The 19565-nt window shown below is 58.8% G+C and carries 19 protein-coding genes and 1 pseudogene; 8 read left to right on the top strand and 12 right to left on the bottom strand.

Annotated features, from left to right (window positions below):
* The 6 genes and pseudogenes from B0W55_RS31675 to B0W55_RS23750 all read left to right on the top strand — a co-directional run.
* Nucleotides 1–301 (top strand): annotated as a pseudogene (locus B0W55_RS31675) (rhs family protein); the annotation flags it as partial.
* Between the two features lie 278 nt (nt 302–579).
* A complete protein-coding gene (locus B0W55_RS23770) occupies nt 580–939 on the top strand; it encodes a hypothetical protein (RefSeq protein ID WP_077048350.1) in 360 nt (119 codons plus the stop codon).
* A 71-nt stretch (nt 940–1010) separates the two neighbouring features.
* On the top strand, nt 1011–1391 hold the full coding sequence (locus B0W55_RS31275; RefSeq protein ID WP_256576384.1) for a hypothetical protein: 381 nt from the start codon (nt 1011–1013) through the stop codon (nt 1389–1391).
* A complete protein-coding gene (locus tag B0W55_RS23760; protein ID WP_077048349.1) occupies nt 1391–1807 on the top strand; it encodes a hypothetical protein in 417 nt (138 codons plus the stop codon). The genes B0W55_RS31275 and B0W55_RS23760 overlap by 1 nt, the downstream gene beginning before the upstream one ends.
* Nucleotides 1808–1993: 186 nt before the next feature.
* Nucleotides 1994–2281: a contact-dependent growth inhibition system immunity protein gene (locus tag B0W55_RS23755; RefSeq protein WP_077048348.1), complete on the top strand. Its 288-nt coding sequence runs from the start codon at nt 1994–1996 to the stop codon at nt 2279–2281.
* 378 nt (nt 2282–2659) lie between these two features.
* Nucleotides 2660–2980, top strand: coding sequence for a hypothetical protein (locus tag B0W55_RS23750; protein ID WP_077048347.1), 321 nt, complete (start codon nt 2660–2662; stop codon nt 2978–2980).
* Nucleotides 2981–2997: 17 nt separating this feature from the next.
* Here the strand turns inward: B0W55_RS23750 and B0W55_RS23745 are convergent, their stop codons facing one another.
* Entirely contained in the window at nt 2998–4788 is a 1791-nt protein-coding gene (locus B0W55_RS23745; RefSeq protein ID WP_077048346.1) for a bifunctional diguanylate cyclase/phosphodiesterase, read from the bottom strand.
* Between the two features lie 145 nt (nt 4789–4933).
* Nucleotides 4934–7015, bottom strand: coding sequence for a carboxy terminal-processing peptidase (locus B0W55_RS23740; protein ID WP_175645556.1), 2082 nt, complete (start codon nt 7013–7015; stop codon nt 4934–4936).
* 138 nt (nt 7016–7153) lie between these two features.
* Here B0W55_RS23740 and B0W55_RS23735 point away from each other — a divergent pair, with 138 nt between their 5' ends.
* Complete coding sequence (locus B0W55_RS23735; protein ID WP_077048344.1) at nt 7154–8116, top strand: zinc-binding dehydrogenase; 963 nt, start codon at nt 7154–7156, stop codon at nt 8114–8116.
* Nucleotides 8117–8249: 133 nt separating this feature from the next.
* Here B0W55_RS23735 and B0W55_RS23730 read toward each other — a convergent pair whose 3' ends face one another.
* The 6 genes from B0W55_RS23730 to B0W55_RS23705 all read right to left on the bottom strand — a co-directional run bounded on the left by B0W55_RS23730 (nt 8250) and on the right by B0W55_RS23705 (nt 13602).
* Nucleotides 8250–8903 (bottom strand): HAD family phosphatase, encoded by a 654-nt coding sequence (locus B0W55_RS23730; protein ID WP_077048343.1) that lies wholly within the window; start codon nt 8901–8903, stop codon nt 8250–8252.
* A gap of 34 nt (nt 8904–8937) precedes the next feature.
* On the bottom strand, nt 8938–9927 hold the full coding sequence (locus tag B0W55_RS23725; protein WP_077048342.1) for an ABC transporter ATP-binding protein: 990 nt from the start codon (nt 9925–9927) through the stop codon (nt 8938–8940).
* Complete coding sequence (locus B0W55_RS23720; RefSeq protein WP_077048341.1) at nt 9924–10724, bottom strand: ABC transporter permease; 801 nt, start codon at nt 10722–10724, stop codon at nt 9924–9926. Before B0W55_RS23720 ends, B0W55_RS23725 begins: the two co-directional genes overlap by 4 nt.
* The gene (locus tag B0W55_RS23715; protein ID WP_175645557.1) at nt 10711–11547 is read right to left on the bottom strand and encodes an ABC transporter permease subunit; all 837 of its coding nucleotides are present in this window, start codon (nt 11545–11547) and stop codon (nt 10711–10713) included. The genes B0W55_RS23720 and B0W55_RS23715 overlap by 14 nt, the downstream gene beginning before the upstream one ends.
* A 5-nt stretch (nt 11548–11552) precedes the next feature.
* Entirely contained in the window at nt 11553–12359 is an 807-nt protein-coding gene (locus tag B0W55_RS23710; protein WP_077048339.1) for an alkaline phosphatase family protein, read from the bottom strand.
* Between the two features lie 178 nt (nt 12360–12537).
* Nucleotides 12538–13602 carry an ABC transporter substrate-binding protein gene (locus B0W55_RS23705; RefSeq protein WP_077048338.1) on the bottom strand — a complete coding sequence of 355 codons (1065 nt, stop codon included), beginning with the start codon at nt 13600–13602 and terminating at the stop codon, nt 12538–12540.
* Between the two features lie 363 nt (nt 13603–13965).
* On the opposite strand from B0W55_RS23705, the gene B0W55_RS23700 reads away from it, so the two are divergent.
* Nucleotides 13966–14679, top strand: coding sequence for a UTRA domain-containing protein (locus B0W55_RS23700; protein ID WP_077048337.1), 714 nt, complete (start codon nt 13966–13968; stop codon nt 14677–14679).
* A gap of 113 nt (nt 14680–14792) precedes the next feature.
* Here B0W55_RS23700 and B0W55_RS23695 read toward each other — a convergent pair whose 3' ends face one another.
* The 4 genes from B0W55_RS23695 to B0W55_RS23685 form a co-directional block, all read right to left on the bottom strand.
* Nucleotides 14793–16952 carry a mechanosensitive ion channel family protein gene (locus tag B0W55_RS23695; RefSeq protein WP_077048336.1) on the bottom strand — a complete coding sequence of 720 codons (2160 nt, stop codon included), beginning with the start codon at nt 16950–16952 and terminating at the stop codon, nt 14793–14795.
* Nucleotides 16953–17027: 75 nt separating this feature from the next.
* Nucleotides 17028–17204, bottom strand: coding sequence for a hypothetical protein (locus B0W55_RS30875; protein WP_175645555.1), 177 nt, complete (start codon nt 17202–17204; stop codon nt 17028–17030).
* 180 nt (nt 17205–17384) lie between these two features.
* Nucleotides 17385–18674: a M18 family aminopeptidase gene (locus B0W55_RS23690; RefSeq protein WP_077048335.1), complete on the bottom strand. Its 1290-nt coding sequence runs from the start codon at nt 18672–18674 to the stop codon at nt 17385–17387.
* Nucleotides 18675–18880: 206 nt separating this feature from the next.
* Nucleotides 18881–19516 (bottom strand): RluA family pseudouridine synthase, encoded by a 636-nt coding sequence (locus tag B0W55_RS23685; RefSeq protein ID WP_077048334.1) that lies wholly within the window; start codon nt 19514–19516, stop codon nt 18881–18883.
* Nucleotides 19517–19565: the final 49 nt, after the last annotated feature.

Genomic DNA, 19565 nt, shown 5'->3' with positions numbered 1-19565 from the left:
GTGGGTTGACCCGTTGGGGTTGAGTGGGAATTGTCCCGGGGCTAACAAACCAGGATGCACAGCGCCAGAGGGTGTTGGTGCAGCTAGAGTTGACGAAGGCGAACCGCAGCTGCCGAAAATGACGGCAGAGCAGCGGAGAGCAAGAATAGATGAGTTATCAGAGTCGGTTTTTTACAGGCGCTTAGACGAAATGGAAAAATCGATTGATGGCGCTCACTTTCATCAGAAGCATGGCGCACAAACGACCCTGCAATCGCAGTTGGAACGTGTGCAAACGGGGAAAAATCCAACAACAGGATAAATAGAACGCTACAACAGAGGACGGCGCGAAGGTGAGCCGGTCATTCCTTCAGCCGCAACGCATTTTTTGAGTCATCGTGATCAATTTAATGCAATACAACGCGCTCAGTTAATTTTTAAGCGGAACGGTTTAGATGCTTCACGGGAGCCTATCGAAATGGGTAGAAAAATAGGCGAGGGATTTAAAAGAGAGGGGTTGCAGTATGGTGAGCAAACCAGAGCGGTTGTCATACTTAAAAGCGATGGTCGACCTATCACTTCATATACGGACTTTGACTGATGGATAGGCCCTACACACTTTGGAGCATACGAGGTTTGCTTTTCGTTTTTGATATTGAAAATACGCATGATTTGGAGCGAGAGGAGATTATAGTTTCGAAGGATGTTAACGATGAAGGCGAACTTTGCGAGCTTTTTGATGTTTTATTGTGCCCGGAATTCTTTAATTATAGTGAAGAAGAACGGGTGCGACTGATTGAGACTTTGTCATTTTTTTTAAATAAAGGTGACAATTTTGATGGGGTTTTTAACAAAATGGATACTTATTTTGATGAAGATATTAAAGATCGAAGGCAATTCATGGCAGTACTCCTGAGCTGTTTGAAACGGTATCAAAATCAAGAAAGTGGCGTCATCTAACTTCGTGGAAAGGTTTGTTTGAGTCGTGAGATCTGAATGATGTCGATTTTAGCAGCATAAAAAGGAAGATCATGGGGAAAGTTGCGGATAAGAATGGGGCCAAAAATTCTGAAGCTGTTGCTCAGTCCCAAACCACTACTCAAGATGTTCACGAGGGAAGTAAAAAGTGGAGAGCAGTTCCAAACTCTAAATTTGTAAGCTATAGCGCGCAGTTGAGTGCATATAACGAAGCGATGACGCGGGAAGCCAGAAACATGCCGCGCTTTACCGGAGAGGATAGTAAGGGAAATTTGGTTGTGCGAATGGAGGCTGAAAATGTGGGGGTTGGATATGAACCTAATCCCTTGGATCCTACAAATCCGCGTTATATTCCTAATATGAATGCCTTTGAGATGAAGTTCGATTTTGAGACGTTGCAGCCAATAGCGCTTTACCCGGTGGAGAAAATTTAATGCTGATGCATCCTTTTCTTAATATTCCATATAACCCGAGTGTAGAGCATTTTCTCGGTGGGTTCGATATCTATGGCCGCGAGGAGAGTCTTGGGGGCGAGTTGTCGGCGTACGACCCTGAATGTCCTGCAGATAGAAAGTTTTTAATATCTAATTTTATTGTGAAGCGTTTTGCTGGATTGAGCTATAGGCACAAGTTTGTCTTGTTTTTTGTATTGGAAGAAGCGCTTGATGGTGACTCAAGTGTTTTTTCTGAAATTCTGGAGCATAACCCCCTATCTCATTCTTTGCTTCCTCCAGGGTGGAATGAAATGAAAGATCCAAGGGCATTTTTCAATGATGTCTATGCTATGTTGTCCGAGGCTTGGGTTGGTGAACTATATAAGGCAAGTCAGGAAGATTCTCTAGCTTGGTAAGGAGTTCGTGTTTTACTATAAGCTAAACTAAGCCTTTGGTGATGCTTTGTTTTAATAAGAGGGTCGATTTTGTTGATTGGGTCCAAGGTGTTTGTATTGTTGTGGGATGCAGATAGAATCGGCCCCTTTCTAGATAAATAGCTGATTTTCATATGGTTGTTAAATGCATGCAGGATATGCGGCGAAATGAGTGACGAATTCCCGGAGTTGTATGAGTTTTTAGCGAGCTATTTCCATCAAGACTGGAGTTTCGATCATGATACCGAAGAAGAGGTCATTCGATCATTTGTTATTGACTCATCGATAGAAACGCTTTTACAGGTGAAAAGCGAGTTGCAGAATCTTTTGGCCACCACTCAGAGTGAAGGGGAGTTACAGAATTTTTTATTTCGGGAGCTCAGCTGTTACTACTATTACCCACACGCGTGGTCGTCAGGAAAGGCTTGGCTAGAACATGTCTTTCGCATGCTCTAGCTTTTACTCTTGATTGGCATCGCGAACCCCAAAGGTAAGCAGCGTATTTCCCGTCAACGTCCTAGGAGATTTCCTTCAAGTTCTATCGATTCCCATGAACTGGTGCTATTTGAAATCCATGGATAGTCTTTGGTTGTCACCGCAACACCGGTGGCAGGGCGTAGGAACCCTCGAAGACTAGAAGAACGCAAAGGGCGTCGATATCTGATTTGCGGCTGCAAATGTGCATCCGTAAGATCATTTGCGGCGGCTGTGCGCGGGCACGCTTCGGTGTGGTCGAGTTCTCTGGTCTCGATATTCCTACCCCGCGTATGGCTGCCACCCAAACCTGTAGGAAGGTCGGTGGGAGCGTCCATTTCGATACCAGAGGTTTGAACAATGAAGAGTATTCATCCAGATCCACCCTACGAAAAACCAACCCCCCATCCCGACAACCGCTTCATGGCATTGACCAGCAACTGCACCGACATGCCCACACTGTTCGTCGATACCCATGCCCCCCTCGATATCCTCACCGACGCCGCAGGCTACCGAATCCGCGCTGTCACTCAGGTACTGGAAAACCTGTCCATGCGCGGCTCGATCGAGTGTGAGTCTTTCATTCTCAGTGATTTTGCCTTGCTGTGTGCCATTGCGCTGCGGGATGGGTGTGATGTGCTGGATGTGGTTGGGCGGCGGTTGAGGGCTGAGCCTTTATAAATGGGGCGTCTGCCCGGTCAGCGCTGTCCCATCAGCCTGGCACCTTCAGGCTCCGCCACAGCCAGGCTATCAATCACATGCACGCTGTACCCCGGTACGTTCTTGGCGTGATGTTTGGCCTGGGACGCCATCTCCGCCAGCTGGCTGGCGTCGATGGCGGGGCAGGCCTCGGGGTGCAGATGCACCACGCCAATGGACAGCGACAGCAACGGGAATTCCTGGCGCACACCCTGGCGGTTGGGGGCGACGAAGCAGCCGGCTTCGAGGTGTTCGCTGCGGTAGAAGCGCCGGCACTGGCTCTGGAAGTCGTCCAGTAACTGGTTCAAACGTTTGCACCAGTCTTCCGGGCCGAGCACCAGCAGGAAATCGTCACCACCAATGTGGCCGACGAAGTCGCGGGACGGGTCGACGCGGTCGTTCAGGCACTGCGCCAGGCACAGCAGCACTTCGTCGCCACGGCCGTAGCCGTAGATGTCGTTGAAGGGTTTGAAACTGTCGATGTCGACGTAACAGATCACCGATTCGCGCTGCTGTTGCAGCAGCCGCGTGAGGCATTGCTGGATCGGCACGTTGCCCGGCAACAAGGTCAGCGGATTGGCGTAGCGGGCCTGCTGGATTTTCAGTTCAGTGATCAGCTTGAGTACATCGATCACCCGGCCCAATCCCAGGTAGCCGCCGTTGAGGGTGATGATGAAGTCTTCCTCGATGCGTTGCCGGGCGCGGCTGGTGATCAGGCGGCTGACCTGTTGCAGCGACTGGCTCATCTCGACGGCCAAAAAGTCATCGCTCATCAAACGGCTGATGGGTTTTCGAGCAAACAGATCGGTGGCAAACGGCTTGAGCAAGGCGTCCGATAGCGAATGCCGATGGACGATGCCGCAGGGCTGGCCCTGTTCATCCAGCACCGCCAGCGAGTTCAGGTTGGCCTGGCGACGGAAAGCTTCGAGGACAGTGGCGGTCGGGGTGTCGCGGCCTACCGCGGGCTGATCGTTGAGCAGGGCGCTCAGGTCGCTGGCTTCGTCATTCAACACCACGGCCGTACTGTCTTGCCTGGGCATCAGGGTCCTGGCGTCGCGGGGAGGATGCTCCTGAGGACGGCAGAGCAGATAGCCCTGGACCAGATCCACGCCCATTTCGGTCAGCACCGCCAGTTCCTCCGGCAACTCGATGCCTTCGGCGATGACCTGTGCCCGAGAGGCCTTGGCAATTTGCAGGATCGAGCCGACGAACTCTCGTTTCAGCGCATCCTGGTGTATGCCATCGATGAAATGCCGGTCGATCTTCACGTAGTCCGGACGCAATTCAGACCACAGGCGCAGGCTTGAATAACCCGCGCCCAAGTCATCCAGGGCGATGGAAAAGCCCATCGCCCGGTAATGATGCAAGGCGGTTTGTAATAGCTGGAAGTCATCGATCGGCGTCTGTTCGGTCAACTCGATAACCACCTGACTCGGCGGAATACCAAAATCCTGCAGCAATTGCAGGGTGCGCCCCGGTTGATGCGCGGCTTCCAGCAGGGACTCGGGGGACACGTTGAGAAACAGCAGGCCAGGCAGTTTCTGGTCGTTGAAGCGTCGGCAAGCGCTCTGCCGGCAGGCGATTTCCAGTTCGCTCAAGCGGCCGGCCTGGCGGGCCACGGCGAACAGGGCGATCGGGGAGTGCAGCGGGCTGTTGGACGGGCCGCGACTCAAAGCTTCGTAGCCCAGGATGCGTCGCTCGGAGAGGCTGATGATCGGCTGGAACAGGCTGTGCAAATCGCCTTGAGTCAAAATTGAGCTCAACGCACTCAGCTGTTCGGTTGTGGTCATGGCAATCTCTGGCGATAAAAAAAGGACTGGGCGGGCTCTTGGTAAGAGAGCACGCCCAGTCCTTTATTTCACGACAGAATGATGACTGTTTGATGACGCTCCGAAGCGCGTCAGCATTAATTTGCCATCACCTGTGATCAGCGTCTCAGTGCTTGGCCACCGCCGAGTTGAGCTTGAGGTAATCGAGCAGGATGCGCCCGGTCTCGCTCAGGTAAGCGTCGTCTTCTGGCTTGGTCTTGTCCGGCTCGGCCGCGATGGCGTCCTCGTCTTCTTTTTTCAGCTCTTTGAGCGGCTCTTCGCCCTTGGCCTTGCGACGGATGTTCTCCATGGCCAGTTGCTTGGCTTCGATGTCGGCGTGTTGCGCACGACGCTCGGCTTCGTTGAGGCTGACGGTTTTTTCCGCCATCAGCTTCTGTGCCAGGGCCAGTTTGTCGCGGATGAACACGAACTCCGCATCCTTGGCCGTACGCGCATCATGCTCGGAGGTGAGCTGGGTGATGTACGGTTTGAACGGATCCACGGCAGGCTTGATCGCCGCTTTGATGGTGTCCCACGGCATGGCTTCAGGCAGGGCGCTCTCGCCGATTTCCTTGGTATCGATGATCGACGGGTAGTTGATGTCCGGCAGTACGCCCTGATGCTGGGTGCTCTGGCCGGAAACCCGGTAGAACTTGGCCAGGGTCAGCTTCAGTTCGCCATGGTTGAGCGGCTGGATGGTCTGCACGGTGCCTTTGCCGAAGGTCTGGCCACCGATGATCAGTGCACGGTGGTAGTCCTGCATGGCGCCGGCGAAAATTTCCGAAGCCGAGGCGGACAGGCGGTTGACCAGCAATGCCATCGGGCCTTTGTAGAACGCGCCCGGGTTTTCATCTTCGAGCACATCGACACGGCCATCGGCGTTGCGCACCAGCACGGTCGGGCCTTTGTCGATGAACAGGCTGGTCAGCTCGGTGGCTTCCTGCAGGGAACCGCCGCCGTTGTTGCGCAGGTCGATGACCACGCCGTCGACCTTGTCTTTCTGCAGTTCGGTCAGCAGTTTCTTGACGTCGCGGGTGGTGCTCTTGTAGTCCGGATCGCCGGCACGGAAGGCCTTGAAGTCCAGGTAGAAGGCCGGGATCTCGATGATGCCGAGCTTGTAGTCCTTGCCATCCTGCTTGAGGTTGAGCACCGACTTCTTCACGGCCTGATCTTCGAGCTTCACCGCTTCGCGGGTGATCGGCACGATCTTGCTGGTCTGGTCGTTCGGGGCGTTGCTGGCCGGGATCACTTCCAGGCGCACCACGGTGCCTTTCGGACCGCGGATCAGCTTGACCACTTCGTCCAGACGCCAGCCCACCACATCGACCATCTCTTTGTTGCCCTGGGCAACGCCGATGATCTTGTCGGCCGGTGCCACCAGTTTGGTCTTGTCGGCAGGGCCGGCAGGCACCAGGCGCACGATTTTCACTTGATCGTTGTCGCTCTGCAACACGGCGCCGATGCCCTCCAGGGACAGGCTCATGTTGATGTCGAAGTTTTCCGCGTTATCCGGCGACAGGTAGTTGGTGTGCGGGTCGTAGGACATGGCGAAGGTATTGATGTACGCCTGGAAGATGTCCTCGGCACGGGTCTGGTCCAGGCGCGCCAATTGGTTCTTGTAGCGCTTGGTCAGGGTTTCCTGGATTTGCTTGGAATCCTTGCCGGCGATCTTCATGCGCAGCACTTCGTCCTTGACGCGTTTGCGCCACAGGTCGTCGAGTTCGGCGGTGGATTTGAGCCAAGGGGCGTCCTTGCGGTCGATCAGCAAGGTTTCCTTGGTGGTGAAATCGATCTTGTCGACGCCCTTGTTCAGCTCGGCAAGGGCGAAGTCCAGACGCGCCTTGACGCGGTCCAGGTAGCGCTTGTAGATGGTGAACCCGGCGTTGAGGTCGCCGCTTTTTAGGAAGTCGTCGAACTGGGTCTTCCACTTGTCGAATTCGGCGATGTCGCTGGCCATGAAATAGCTGCGCGAGGGGTCGAGCAACTTGAGGTAGCTGTCGTAGATGATCTGCGAGCGCGCGTCATCGAGCGGCGGTTTGCTGTAGTGGTGGCGCTTGAGCAGTTCCACGACGTTCAGGCTGGCGATGACTTCGTCACGATCCGGTTGAAGCTTGTCCCAGCTGTTGGCTGCGAACGAACTGCTCGACATCGGCAGAAGGCCGATACCGATGAAAAGGGCGAGGGCGGTGCTGGGGAACAAACGCTTCATGTTGATTCGACGCGGGGACAATTGATAACGCATATTAGGCCGTCTTTGAAGTCGCCGGTTCCACAAGGGCCGGTCGCATAATGCAAAAAGCCCGGCGCTACAGCTTCGGGCTCAGTCCAGACTCACTATGGAGGCACTGTGAAAGCATTGCAAGGCGTTGACGGTCAAGTGGAGTGGGTTGAAGAGCCAAGTCCTGCATGTGATGCAGGACAAGTTCGGATTCGGGTGGCGGCTGCGGGACTCAATCGCGCCGATTTGCTGCAAAAGGCCGGTCTTTATCCGCCGCCGCCAGGGGCCAGCCAGGTGCTGGGTCTTGAGTGTTCGGGGGTGATCAGCGAGGTCGGCCCGGGCTCGTCGTGGCAGGTCGGCGACAGGGTTTGCGCCTTGCTGGCCGGGGGCGGGATGGCCGAAGAGGTGGTTGTCGACGGACGGCACGTGCTGCCGGTTCCCGACGAAATGTCGTTGGCTGAAGCCGCGGCGTTGCCGGAAGTGTATGCAACCGTGTGGCTGAATCTGTTTCAACACGCGGGGCTCAAACCCGGTGAAAAAGTTTTGCTGCATGCCGGGGCAAGTGGAATCGGTTCAGCGGCCATTCAGCTGTGCAAGGCGTTTGGCAACCCGTGCTGGGTCAGTGTCGGTTCCGCCGAGCGGCTGGCTTACTGCGAAGCGCTCGGCGCCCAGGGTGGTGTGGTGCGCACCGGCGATCTGGAGAGCTTGCGCGACCTGGGGCCGTTCGATGTGATCCTCGACCCGGTGGGCGGCAATTACGCGGCATTGAACGTGAAACTGCTGGCCAGTGATGGGCGTTGGGTGCTGATCGGGCTGATGGGCGGGCGTGAGGCCAAGCTGGACCTGGCGCAGGTGCTGGCCAAGCGTGTGCAGCTGCTGGGCTCGACCCTGCGCAGCCGCAGCGATCAGTTCAAGGCTGATCTGTTCAGCGATCTGAGCCAGCATGTGTGGCCGCTGTTCGCCGAGAAGCGCCTGAGCCCGCAACTGGCCAAGACCTTCCCGATCAAGGACGCCGAGGCGGCGTTTGCAGAGTTGGCGAGCAATACGGTGGCGGGGAAACTGGTGTTGGTGATTGACGAGAGCCTTACCTGACTGCACCGGACCTGATGTGGGAGCTGCGGTGCGACGATTCGACTTGCTCGCGAATGCGGTGTGTCATGTCATGATGCATTGACTGACCCGACGCTTTCGCGAGCAAGCCCGCTCCCACAGTGGGGGCTCTGTATTACTTCCAGAGGTGTATGGGCCAGCCGGCCTTCTGGGCCTGTTCCAGCAGCACGGGATCGGGGTTGACCACGTGCGGGAAATCCACCTTCAGCAACAGCGGCAGATCATTGCGCGAGTCGGAATAGAAGCTCGCGCCTTCGAGGTTTTCCTCTTCGGCATCCAGCCACTCCAGCAGCCGGGTGATCTTGCCTTCGCGATAGGTCAGGGTGCCGACCGTTTTGCCGGTGTACACCCCATGGGCCACTTCCAGTTCGATCCCCAGAATCTCGTCGATGCCGATGCGCTCGGCAATCGGTGCCACCAGGTGCGTGCCCGAGGCTGAGATCACCAGAATCCGGTCGCCCGCCTTGCGGTGCGCGGCGATGGCTTTGGTGGCGTCGCTGAAGATGATCGGTTCGATGAAGTCTTCCACCCACGGGCCGACCAGGTGCTCGACTTCCGCCGGGGTTCGGCCGATCAGCGGTTCGAGGCTGAAGGCCATGTAATCTTCCATGGCCAGATGGCCCTTGCCGTAGGCATCCATCAATTCCTTGTCGCGACGCAGGAAGGATTCGCCGTCGACCCAGCCGAGGCGGACCATTTGCTCACTCCACAGCGACGCGCAATCGCCGTGGATCAGGGTTTCGTCCAGATCAAAAATTGCCAGGGCCATCAGTGCAGTTCTCTCTTCGACATCAACAAAGGCATCAGGCTACCTCACACAGGGCCGTCGGATCGATGGAAAGTGCCAGGCGCTGACCATCGGGATGCAGGTCGCCGGCCGAGCGGTTGAGCACGTCCACCACCAACTCCACGCCCCGGGCTTCGATGCGGTAGCGAATCACGTTGCCCAACAGGCTGTGGCTGCGCACCTGGGCATCCAGCTCGCCGTTGAGGCTCAGCTCGATGGCCTCCGGGCGGATGGCGATGCGATGGTTGATCGGCCGTTGCAGCAGTTTGCTCGCGCTCTCGGCGTCCAGCAGGTTGTAGTTGCCGATGAAGCCGGCGGCGAACACATCCACGGGGGCGGTGTACAGGGTTTCGGCGTCGCCGCTTTGTACGATTTTTCCCTGATTCATCAGGAAAATCCGGTCAGACATGGTCAGGGCTTCTTCCTGATCGTGTGTGACGAAAATCGTGGTCAGGCCCAGCTCGCGCTGAATCTGCCGGATCTGTTCGCGCAGGTGTTTGCGAATGCGCGCATCCAGGGCCGACAGCGGTTCATCGAGCAGCAACAGGCGTGGCCGGGTCACCAGCGAACGGGCGAGGGCGACACGCTGGCATTGGCCACCGGACAACTGATGCGGATAGCGGGCGGCAAAGTCGTGCAGTTCCACCAGTTTCAACACGTCGGCGACGCGTTTTTGGCTGTCGTCGGCATTGACCTTCTGCATGCGCAACCCGAAGGCGACGTTCTGCTCGACGGTCATGTTGGGGAACAGTGCATAACTTTGGAACACCATGCCGATCCCGCGCTTCTGCGGGCTCAAGGGCACGATATCGACACCATCGAGCAGGATCTTGCCGCCATCCACCGGGGTCAGCCCGGCGATGCAGCGCAGCAGCGTGGATTTGCCGCAACCGGACGGGCCGAGCAGGGTGACGAATTCACCTTTCTGGATTTCGCAGTTGATGTCGCTGAACACCGTGGTGCCAGCGTAGTTTTTCTGAAGGTGTTGGACGCTGACATAGCTCATTCGCTTTTGTCCTTGTTCAAGATATTGGCCGCCCAGGTCAGAACCAGCACAAAGAAGAAGTAGGAAATCACCAGCGCACTGGTGAAGTGGCCGCTGCTGTTGCGCATGTTGTTGAGGTAGACCTGCAGGGTTTCGTAACGGGTGCCGACCAGGATATTGGCGAACACGAACTCACCGAACAGGAACGAGAACGACAGCAGCAACGCCACCATCAGGCCTTTGCGCAGGTTCGGCAGCACCACCAGGATTGCCGCCTGGAAGGTGCTGGCACCGAGCAGTTGCGCGGCGTCCATCAGGTCGCGCAGGTTGATCGCCTGCAGGTTGTTGGTGATCGCCCGGTACATGAACGGCAGCGCCACGGTGAAGTAGCAACCGATCAGGATCCATGGCGTGCCGACCATGGCGAACGGGCCGGAACCATAAAGCTGCAACAACCCCACCGAAGACACCACCGGCGGCACGGCGAAGGGCAGCAGGATCAGGATGTTCATCAGCGCATCGAGTTTCGGGAAGTGGTAATGCACCACAAACAGCAGCGGCAAAATCAACACCACCGACAGCACCAGCGCACCGACGCACACCAGCAACGACTGGCCGAAGGCACCGAGAAAGCGCGGATCGCTCCACAGCTGCGCATACCATTTGATGCTGAAACCGCTGGGCAGGATGGTCGCCGACCAACTGCTGGAAATCGAATAGATGAAGGTGCCGAGCAGCGGCAACAAAAGAATCGCAAACAGCAGATAGACCACGACCCGATGGTAAATGCCCACCGGACCCAATTCAGCGCGAGACATGGTAGCTCCTCTTCAGCAGCAGCTGATGCACGACGGTCACCAGGGTCATCAATGCCACCAGCACCACGGCCAGGGCACTGGCCAGGTTCGGGTCCAGGGATATATCGCCGGAGACCATCGCCGCGATACGGATCGGCAGCACGTTGAAGTTGCCGGTGGTCAGGGCGTACACCGTGGCGTAGGCACCCAGGGCGTTGGCCAGCAGGATCACGAAGGTGCCGAGCAGGGCGGGGGTCAGCACCGGCAGGCCGATGTGACGCCAGAACTGCCAGCCGTTGGCGCCCAGCAGCGCGGCGGATTCGCGCCAGTCTTCGCGCAGGGCATCGAAGGCCGGGTACAGCAGCAGCACGCCCAGTGGAATCTGGAAGTAGGTGTAGAGCATGATCAGCCCGGTTTTCGAATACAGGTTGAAGTCCTGAATCAGCCCGGCCTGCTTGAGCATGATGGTAAAGCTGCCGTTGAAGCCCAGCAGGATGATGAAGGCGAACGCCAACGGCACGCCGGCGAAGTTGCTGGTCATGTTGGCGAAGGCGTTGACGAAGTTGCGCAGCTTCGAATCGACCCGGCGCAGGGAATAGGCACCGAGCACCGCGATGATGATGCCGAACACGCTGGACCAGAAACTGATCTCGAGGCTGTACTGGATCGCCTGCAGATAGAACTTCGAGCTGAAGATTTTGGTGAAGTTGGCAATGCCCCAACCGAACTCTTCCGATTGCAGGCTGTTGATCATCACCCACACCAGTGGGGCGATTTCGAACACGATGAAGAACAGGGTGAAAGGCACCAGGCACAAGGCCGCCAACCATTTGCCGCGGGTCATTGAGTTCACTTGAGCAGCTCCCGGCACACGGGTTTGTCGTGGGGTACGCCCAGCAGTTCGCAGACGGTGCCGCATATTTCGATCTGTTTTGGTGCGGCGCCTGTATCAAGGCTGAAGGCATCACCGAGCACGAACAGCGGCACTTCGCGCTCTTCGGCCAGCAAGCCGTTGTGGGAGCGGTCGTTGTTCATGCCGTGGTCGGCGGTCACCAGCACCTGATAACCGGCGTCGAGCCAGCCTTGCAGGTAGTCGGCCAGGTAAATGTCGGCATAGCGCGCGCTGTTGCGGTATTGCGGGGTGTCGAGACCGTGCTTGTGACCGGCGTCGTCGATGTTCATCGGGTGGATCAGCAGAAAATTCGGTGCATGGCGCAGGCGCAGGTTTTCGGCGTCGGCGAACAGGTGCGAATCGGGGTAGTGATCGTTCCAGTAGAAATGGCCGTACTGGATCGGCAATTCAGGGTTGTCGGTGTGACGATCCCGGGACGCCAGGAAGGGCGAGCGGTTGTACAGCTCACTGACCCAGTGATAAGCCGCGGCAGCGGTTTTCAGCCCGGCGTCGGTGGCGTAGTGATAGATGCTGCGCTGGTTGGACAGGCGCGAGACGTTGTTGTGGACGATGCCGCTGTCGATCGGCGTGACGCCGGTCAGGATGCATTCGTACAGCGGTCGGGACAGGGCCGGCAACTCGCACTCCAGTTTGTAGAGCGCTGCGCGTCCTGCGCCGACGTAAGCCTGCAAGTGCCCCATGGCGTGGCGCGCGACTTCGTAATTGAGGCCGTCGAGCACGACAAGGATGACGTTGTGCTTCATAGGGGCAAACACTCCGCGAAACAGGAATTCGGAATTCACTCGGTCCACTGTGGGAGCGGGCCTGCTCGCGAAAGCGGTCGAGGATTCGACATTGATGTCGACTGCCACACCGCCTTCGCGAGCAAGCCCGCTCCCACCTTTGGATCTCCATCAGATCCCGAAGTGGGGATCTACAGCCTTATTTCATTTCTACGATGACTTGCTCGTTCCACTTCTGCGGCAGGGCCTTGGAGGTTTTTTCCCAGGCATCGGCGTCCTTGATCGGCGTGACCTTTTTGTACTGCTCGTTCGGCAGCAGCTTGGATTTCACTTCATCCGGCAGGGTGATGTGTTCGGCGCGGATCGGACGGGCGTTGCCGCGGGCCAGGTTGATCTGGCCGGCGTCGCTGAAGATGTACTCGCGGGTCAGCTTGGCGGCGTTCGGGTTCTTGGCGTATTTGTTGATGATGGTGGTGTAGCCGGAAATCACCGAACCGTCGGACGGGATCAGCACCACGTAGTCATCCGGGTTGGCCATCTTGGCCTTGTAGCTCAGGCCGTTGAAGTCCCAGACCACACCGACTTCGATCTCGCCTTTTTCCATGGCGCCGATGACCGGGTTGGACATCGAGAGGCGACCCTGCTTGGCGATGTCGGCGAACAGCAGCAGTGCAGGCTCAAGGTTTTTCTCGTCGCCACCGTTGGCCAGTGCCGCAGCCAGAACGCCGTTGGCCGCCTGGGCCGCGGTGCTCACGTCACCGATGGACACTTTGTATTTACCGGTTTTCAGGTCAGCCCACTTGGTCGGCACTTCGGAGCCGTGCAGCAGCTTTTTGTTGACGATGAACGCGATGGTCCCGGTGTAGGCCAGGGCCCAGTTGCCGTCCTTGTCCTTGGCCCAGTCTGGTACCTGATCCCACGTGGTCGGTTTGTAAGGTTGCGTCACACCCTGCTTGACCGCGATCGGGCCGAAGGCGGCACCGACGTCGCCGATGTCGGCGCTGGCATTGTCTTTTTCCGCGGCGAACTTGGCGATTTCCTGGGCCGAGCTCATGTCGGTGTCGATGTGCTTGAGGCCGTATTTCTTGGCCAGGTCTTCCCAGGTGCCTTTCCAGTTGGCCCAGTCATCGGGCATGCCGACGCTGTTGACGGCGCCTTCCGCTTTCGCAGCGGCTTCGAGGGTTTTCAAATCATCGGCCGCCATGGCGGCGGTGCACATGGCAATGGTCGAGCCTAACAGTGATGCCAGGAAAAACTTTTTCATTCCAAAGCTCCTTGGGTCGTGTTCAACGCTGCGATTGCGGTTTGAGTTGGTCTAGGTCAGCAATACCTGAGCCAATTTAAGGGGCCTCGATGACACTTTGATGTCGTTCGTCGGCCGACCGGGCTTTTATTTGCCCGCCACTGGCGGGTGTCCGCTAAGCGTAGACCATCGGCAAAGGCCCGCTATACAAGGGACTTGGCCGATCTATTGCAGGTCTGCAAACCTTCGGCGCGGATGACCGTTCGGTCGCTTGTCATCGCACAGTCATCTGCACTGCCTACGCTTGCAGGATGTTCAAAGAGCCGGTTTTGCCTGTGGTTCTGCCCCGAAACAGTGCTGGTCTAGTCCAGAAAGGTAACGTTGATGCGTGATGAGGCAACAAAGGCGGTGACCGCCATCGGCCTGGTGCTCCAGGAGCAGCTCGACCACGGCTTGCTGGCAGCGGGCAGCAAACTGCCGGCCGAGCGCAAGCTCAGCGAGTTGTTCGGCACGACGCGGATCACTGTGCGCGAGGCGTTGTTGCAGTTGGAGGCCCAAGGGCAGATTTATCGTGAGGAGCGCCGCGGCTGGTTCGTCTCGCCACCGCGCCTGGCCTACAACCTGATGCAGCGCAGCCACTTTCACGCGATGGTCAGCGCCCAGGGGCGGGTGCCATCCACCGAGGTGATTTCGGCGCGGTTGCAACCGGCATCGGCGGCAGTGTGTGCCTGGTTGCAGTTGCCGGCGTTGTCCAGCGTGATCCAGATCTGCCGTTCGCGGCGCATCGATGGGCGGTTGGTGCTGTACGTCGAGCACTACCTGAACCCGCAGTATTTTCCTGGGATTCTGGACTTCGATTTGAATCAGTCGATCACTGAGTTGTATGCCCGGCATTACGACCTGCATTACGGGCGAGTGCGGTTCGAGATCGTGCCGACGGCGTTGTCGGTGGATGCGGCAGCGGCGTTAAGGGTGTCGGTGGGCAGCCCGGGGCTGCAGATTGCGCGGGTCAATTATGATCAGCATGAGCGGTTGATCGACTGCGACCTGGAGTTCTGGCGCCATGATGCGATTCATGTCGGGGTGGATGTGGTCTGAGTGTTTTGGTCTGCCTGTGTATCCGTGTCGACCCCTTCGCGAGCAAGCCCGCTCCCACACTTGGAATGCATTTCAAAGGTGGGAGTGGGCTTGCTCGCGAAGGGGGGCGACAGTCACTCCTGCGTTTCCTGCCCGCCGCCGGCGGTGATGACCTGCACGCTCATGCGCGGCGTCGCCAGATCCAGCCCCGCTTCATCCAGATGTCGCTTGAGCGACAGGTTGAACGCTCGCGAGACCTCCCATTGCTTGATCGGCGCGGTCTTGAAGCGGGCGCGCAAAATCGCGTTGCCGGACTCGAAACTCTCCACCCCCTGGATCTCCAGCGGCGACCAGATATTGCGCCGTTGCAGCGGGTCGGTGCGCATTTTCTGGCCGACATCGCGCATCAGTTTGATCGCGTTGTCGATGTCCATGCTGGCCGGCACCGCCACCCGGAAGATCGCGTAGCCGAACTCTCGGGAGTAGTTCTTGATGCTTTTGATTTCGCTGAACGGGATGGTGTGGACGATGCCATCGATGTCCCGCAGGCGTACGGTACGGATGGTCAGGCCTTCGACCGTGCCCAGGTGGCCGCCGACGTCCACGTAGTCGTCGATGGCCAGGGAGTCTTCGATGATGATGAACAGCCCGGTGATCAGGTCGGCCACCAGCGATTGCGCACCGAAACCGATGGCCAGGCCGATCACGCCGGCACCGGCCAGCAGTGGCGTGACGTTCATGCCCATGTTCGCCAGGGCGACGATCAGCGCGATGATGAAAATGGCCACGAACAGCACGTTGCGGATCAGCGGCATCATCGTCTGCGCCCGGGCGTTGGCCAGGCCTTTGCGTGAGCGGGTCAGGGCGTGGTGCACGGCGGTGTCGCTGAGGATCCACACCAGCCAGGCAAAAATCAGCGTGCCGCCGAGGCTGAACAGTTTGACGCTGATTTCATGGCCTTCGCCTTCAGTGAAGGCAATCAGCGACATGCCCCACACCCGCAGGCCCAGTTCGATGAAGGCCAGCCAGACCAATAGATGGGCGAGGGTGTAGAAGAAGCTTTTCAGGCGCTCGGAATACAACGCGTGGCGCTTGACCCCGCGATGGGGCTTGAGCGCGTGGCGGCGTACCAGACCGTTGATCACCATGCACAACACCAGCAGCACGGTGCAGATCAGCGACTGACGCAGGGCGGTGCTGGTGTCGCCTGCGGAAACGAAAGTGGCGAATAGCGAGATCGCCACCAGCACCAGCGCCGGTACGTACCAGAAGCTGCCGAGAATCTCGATGCTGTCGCTCAGGGCGCGGCGGGTCAGGCGTCGCGACAAGGGCTGGTTGCGGATCAGATGCGCGATCGGCCGGCGAAAGCGCAGGATGAACAACCCCGTTGACAGGGCGGCGAGCACGTTGGCCACCGTTGCGGCGGTATGCGCCAGGTGCACACCCAGGCTGTCCACCAGGCGCGGATCGTTCAAGGCTTCGCCAAACGCGGCGAAACTGCCGATCAGCCACAACGGGCGAAAGGCCTGATGCCGCAGGATGTACAGGGCGCGGTGACGGTGCGGGCCATCGAGCAGGGAGAAGGCGATCACGCAGATCGCCGAAAAACAGGTGCCCACCACCAGCGCATAGGCCAGGACCATGGCCAGGCTCTTGCCCAGTGACGAGGGCAGGGCGTAACTCATGTACACGGTGATCACCAGTGCGATCAGCCACGGCCCGAGCTTGCGCAGGGCGAAGCGCAGCATGTCCAGCGCCCGGGGGTGTTGCGGCAGTTCTTCGGTCAGGCCGAAGCGCATGCGCACCCGGTGGCTGATCCAGATGAGCGCCGCCGCCAGCAGGCTCCAGATCAGCAGAATCATGGCGAAGGCGAAGATGATCGGCAGCCATTCATTGGCCGGCAGTATCAGTGCGGACAGCTCATCCTGGGCCAGGTCGAATTCGTTGGACCAGCGGGTGAGCGGGCTGTCGGCCCCGGTGAACTGTTTTTCGAAGCTGGCCAGTGTGCCGCCGATCAGGCCCAGCACGCCTTCTTCGGCGGTCGGCTGGGCTTTTTTCGTGGCGTCGCGCAGTTTCTTCAGATCCGCCAGCAGCTTGGCACGCTGCTGGTCGTTTTCCAGCGACTTGATCACTTCATCGAGAGATTGCCCGAGGGGTTCCTGGGCTTGTGGCTGGGTGTTCGCCGAACTGTTGAGCAGGCTCGGCAGGCCGACGGCCTGGGCGGGCGCCATCGGCAGCAGCAGCATCAGGCCGATGAGAAAAAGATACGGTAGGGCAAAGAGACGAGCGAGCACTGGGCGATCAACCTCGGAGTGAGCGGGTCGACCGAGTGTACGAGCCCGTCAAAATCAATGCGAGTGAGGGGGCGTTTATTCGTTGAGCTTGGCGAGGATCTTGAACACCACCGTGGCGAGAATCAGCAGCATGCCGATCCACATGGCAAATACGCCGGCGTTCTTGTCACGGAAGTTGAAACCGATCGCCAGCAGGATCATCCCGGTCAGGATCGGGACCAGCATGGCGTGGAAGGAGGACATCGAAATCATGGCGACTGCCTTGTCGTGGGGGTGATTGAAGTTTAGGCGGGATTTGGGGTGACCGGTGGCGATCTGTGTTGATCCTGACGCTGTGGCGCTGGTGCTGCCGCTTTCGCGAGCAAGCCCGCTCCCACACTTGGAATGCTTTTCAAAGGTGGGAGAAGGCTTGCTCGCGAGGCTTTTCAGGGGTTACGGCAATTCGCGGCAGGCGTAGAACGCGCTCAGGACTTTGACCAGGTGCGCCAGGTCGTGGCTGCCGCACAGTTCGCGGATCGAGTGCATGGCGAAGGTCGGCAGGCCGATGTCCACGGTGCGCACGCCCAGGTGGCTGGCGGTGATCGGGCCGATGGTCGAGCCGCAGCCCATGTCGCTGCGCACCACGAAGCTCTGGACAGGTACTTCTTCGGCCATGCACAGGTGACGGAAGAACCCGGCGGTTTCGCTGTTGGTGGCGTAGCGCTGGTTGCTGTTGACCTTGATCACCGGGCCGGCGTTGAGTTTCGGGCCGTGGTTGGCGTCGTGCTTTTCCGCGTAGTTGGGGTGAACGCCGTGGGCGTTGTCGGCCGAGACCAGCAGGGATTTCTGAATGGTGCGCACGAACTCATCACCTTCGGGCAGCAGGCGACGCAGGGTCTGCTCCAGCATCGGGCCATCGGCGCCGCAGGCCGAGGAGGAGCCGACTTCTTCGTGATCGTTGCACACCAGCACGCAGGTTTCGTCGGTGTCGGCGGTGAGCAATGCTTGCAGGCCGGCGTAGCACGACAGCAGGTTGTCCAGGCGCGCACCGGCGATGAAATCACCGTGCAGGCCGATGACGGCGGCGCTCTGGGTGTCGTAGAAGCTCAGTTCGTAATCCAGCACCACGTCGGCGTTCAGGCCGTGTTCGCGGGCCAGTTGGTCGGTGATCACGGCGCGGAAATCCACACGCTCGTCGCCGGCGAACTGCGCCAGCACCGGCGGCAGTTCGGTCTGGGCGTTGATCGCCCAGCCCATGTTGGCTTCACGGTTGAGGTGGATGGCCAGGTTGGGAATGATCGCGATCGGTGCCTTGAAGTCGATCAACTGGCTCTCGACCTTGCCGTCACGACGGAAGGTCACGCGGCCGGCCAGGGACAGGTCACGGTCGAACCAAGGGGCTAGCAACGCGCCGCCATAGACTTCGACGCCCAGTTGCCAGAAGCCCTGGCGTTGCAGTTCCGGCTGCGGCTTGACCCGCAGGCACGGACTGTCGGTGTGGGCGCCGACCAGACGAATCCCGCCATGCAGCGGCGAGTGACGGCCCATTTTGATCGCGACGATCGAGGAATCGTTACGGGTCACGTAGTAACGGCCGTTGGCTTCGGTGTGCCAGGTCTCGCGCTCATCGAGGCGCTGATAACCCGCCGCTTCCAGACGCTGAACAAGGCTGGCGGTGGCATGGAACGGGGTAGGGGAGGCCTTGAGGAAGTCGATCAGGCCTTGGTTCAACTCTTCGCGCATAAGTAGCTCCAGACAGCAGTGGGGCCAGTTTAACGTATTGGTCAGAGAATTGGCGCAGGGAGTGCTGGGCGCGAGATTGAAGCCACAGAAGATCTCCTGTGGGAGCGGGCTTGCTCGCGAAAGCGGTGTGTCAGTCGACTCATGTATTGACTGAAACACCGCTTTCGCGAGCAAGCCCGCTCCCACAAGGGATGGGTGACGTGTGCTTAGAAAGGGGCCGGGCACTCGAAGCGCAGGCGTTCGCCGGTTTGCGGGTGGGTGAAGCTGAGCATGCTGGCGTGCAGGCACAACCTAGGCCAGGCGGCCAGGGCCTGTTCGTGGGCGTAGAGCCCGTCCCCCAGCAGCGGGTGGCCGATGGACAGCATGTGCACGCGCAATTGATGCGAACGGCCGGTGATCGGCGTGAGTTCCACCCGGCACCACTCGCCGCAGCGCTCCAGCACCCGCCAGAAGGTCAGGGCGTTCTTGCCGAACTCGTGGTCGACCACATGCCGTGGCTTGGTCGGAGGGTCGTAGCGCAGCGGCAAATCGATGCTGCCGCTGTCCAGCTCCGGCTGGCCCCAGCACAGGGCGGTGTAGGCTTTTTCGGTTTCACGGTCGTGAAACTGCCGGGACAGTTCACGGTGGGTATCGGGATCGCGAGCCAACAGAATGATGCCGGAAGTTTCCCAGTCCAGCCGGTGGACGATGCGCGCTTCCGGGTAGCCGTTTTCCTGCAGGCGGGTAATCAGGCAGTCCTTGTTGTCATCGGCCCGGCCGGGCACGGAGAGCAACAGGGTCGGTTTGTTCACCACCAGTACGGCGGCGTCCTGATGGATGATGTGGACGTTGGACAACGGCATTAAAACAGCCTCGTAACAAACGCCAACGGCGGTTCAGGCCCCCCGCAAT

The sequence above is a fragment of the Pseudomonas sp. KK4 genome (assembly GCF_001984065.1).
Lineage (GTDB): Bacteria > Pseudomonadota > Gammaproteobacteria > Pseudomonadales > Pseudomonadaceae > Aquipseudomonas.
Note: the sequence above shows the minus strand (reverse complement) of the source record. Positions and strands in the feature narration are given on the sequence as shown.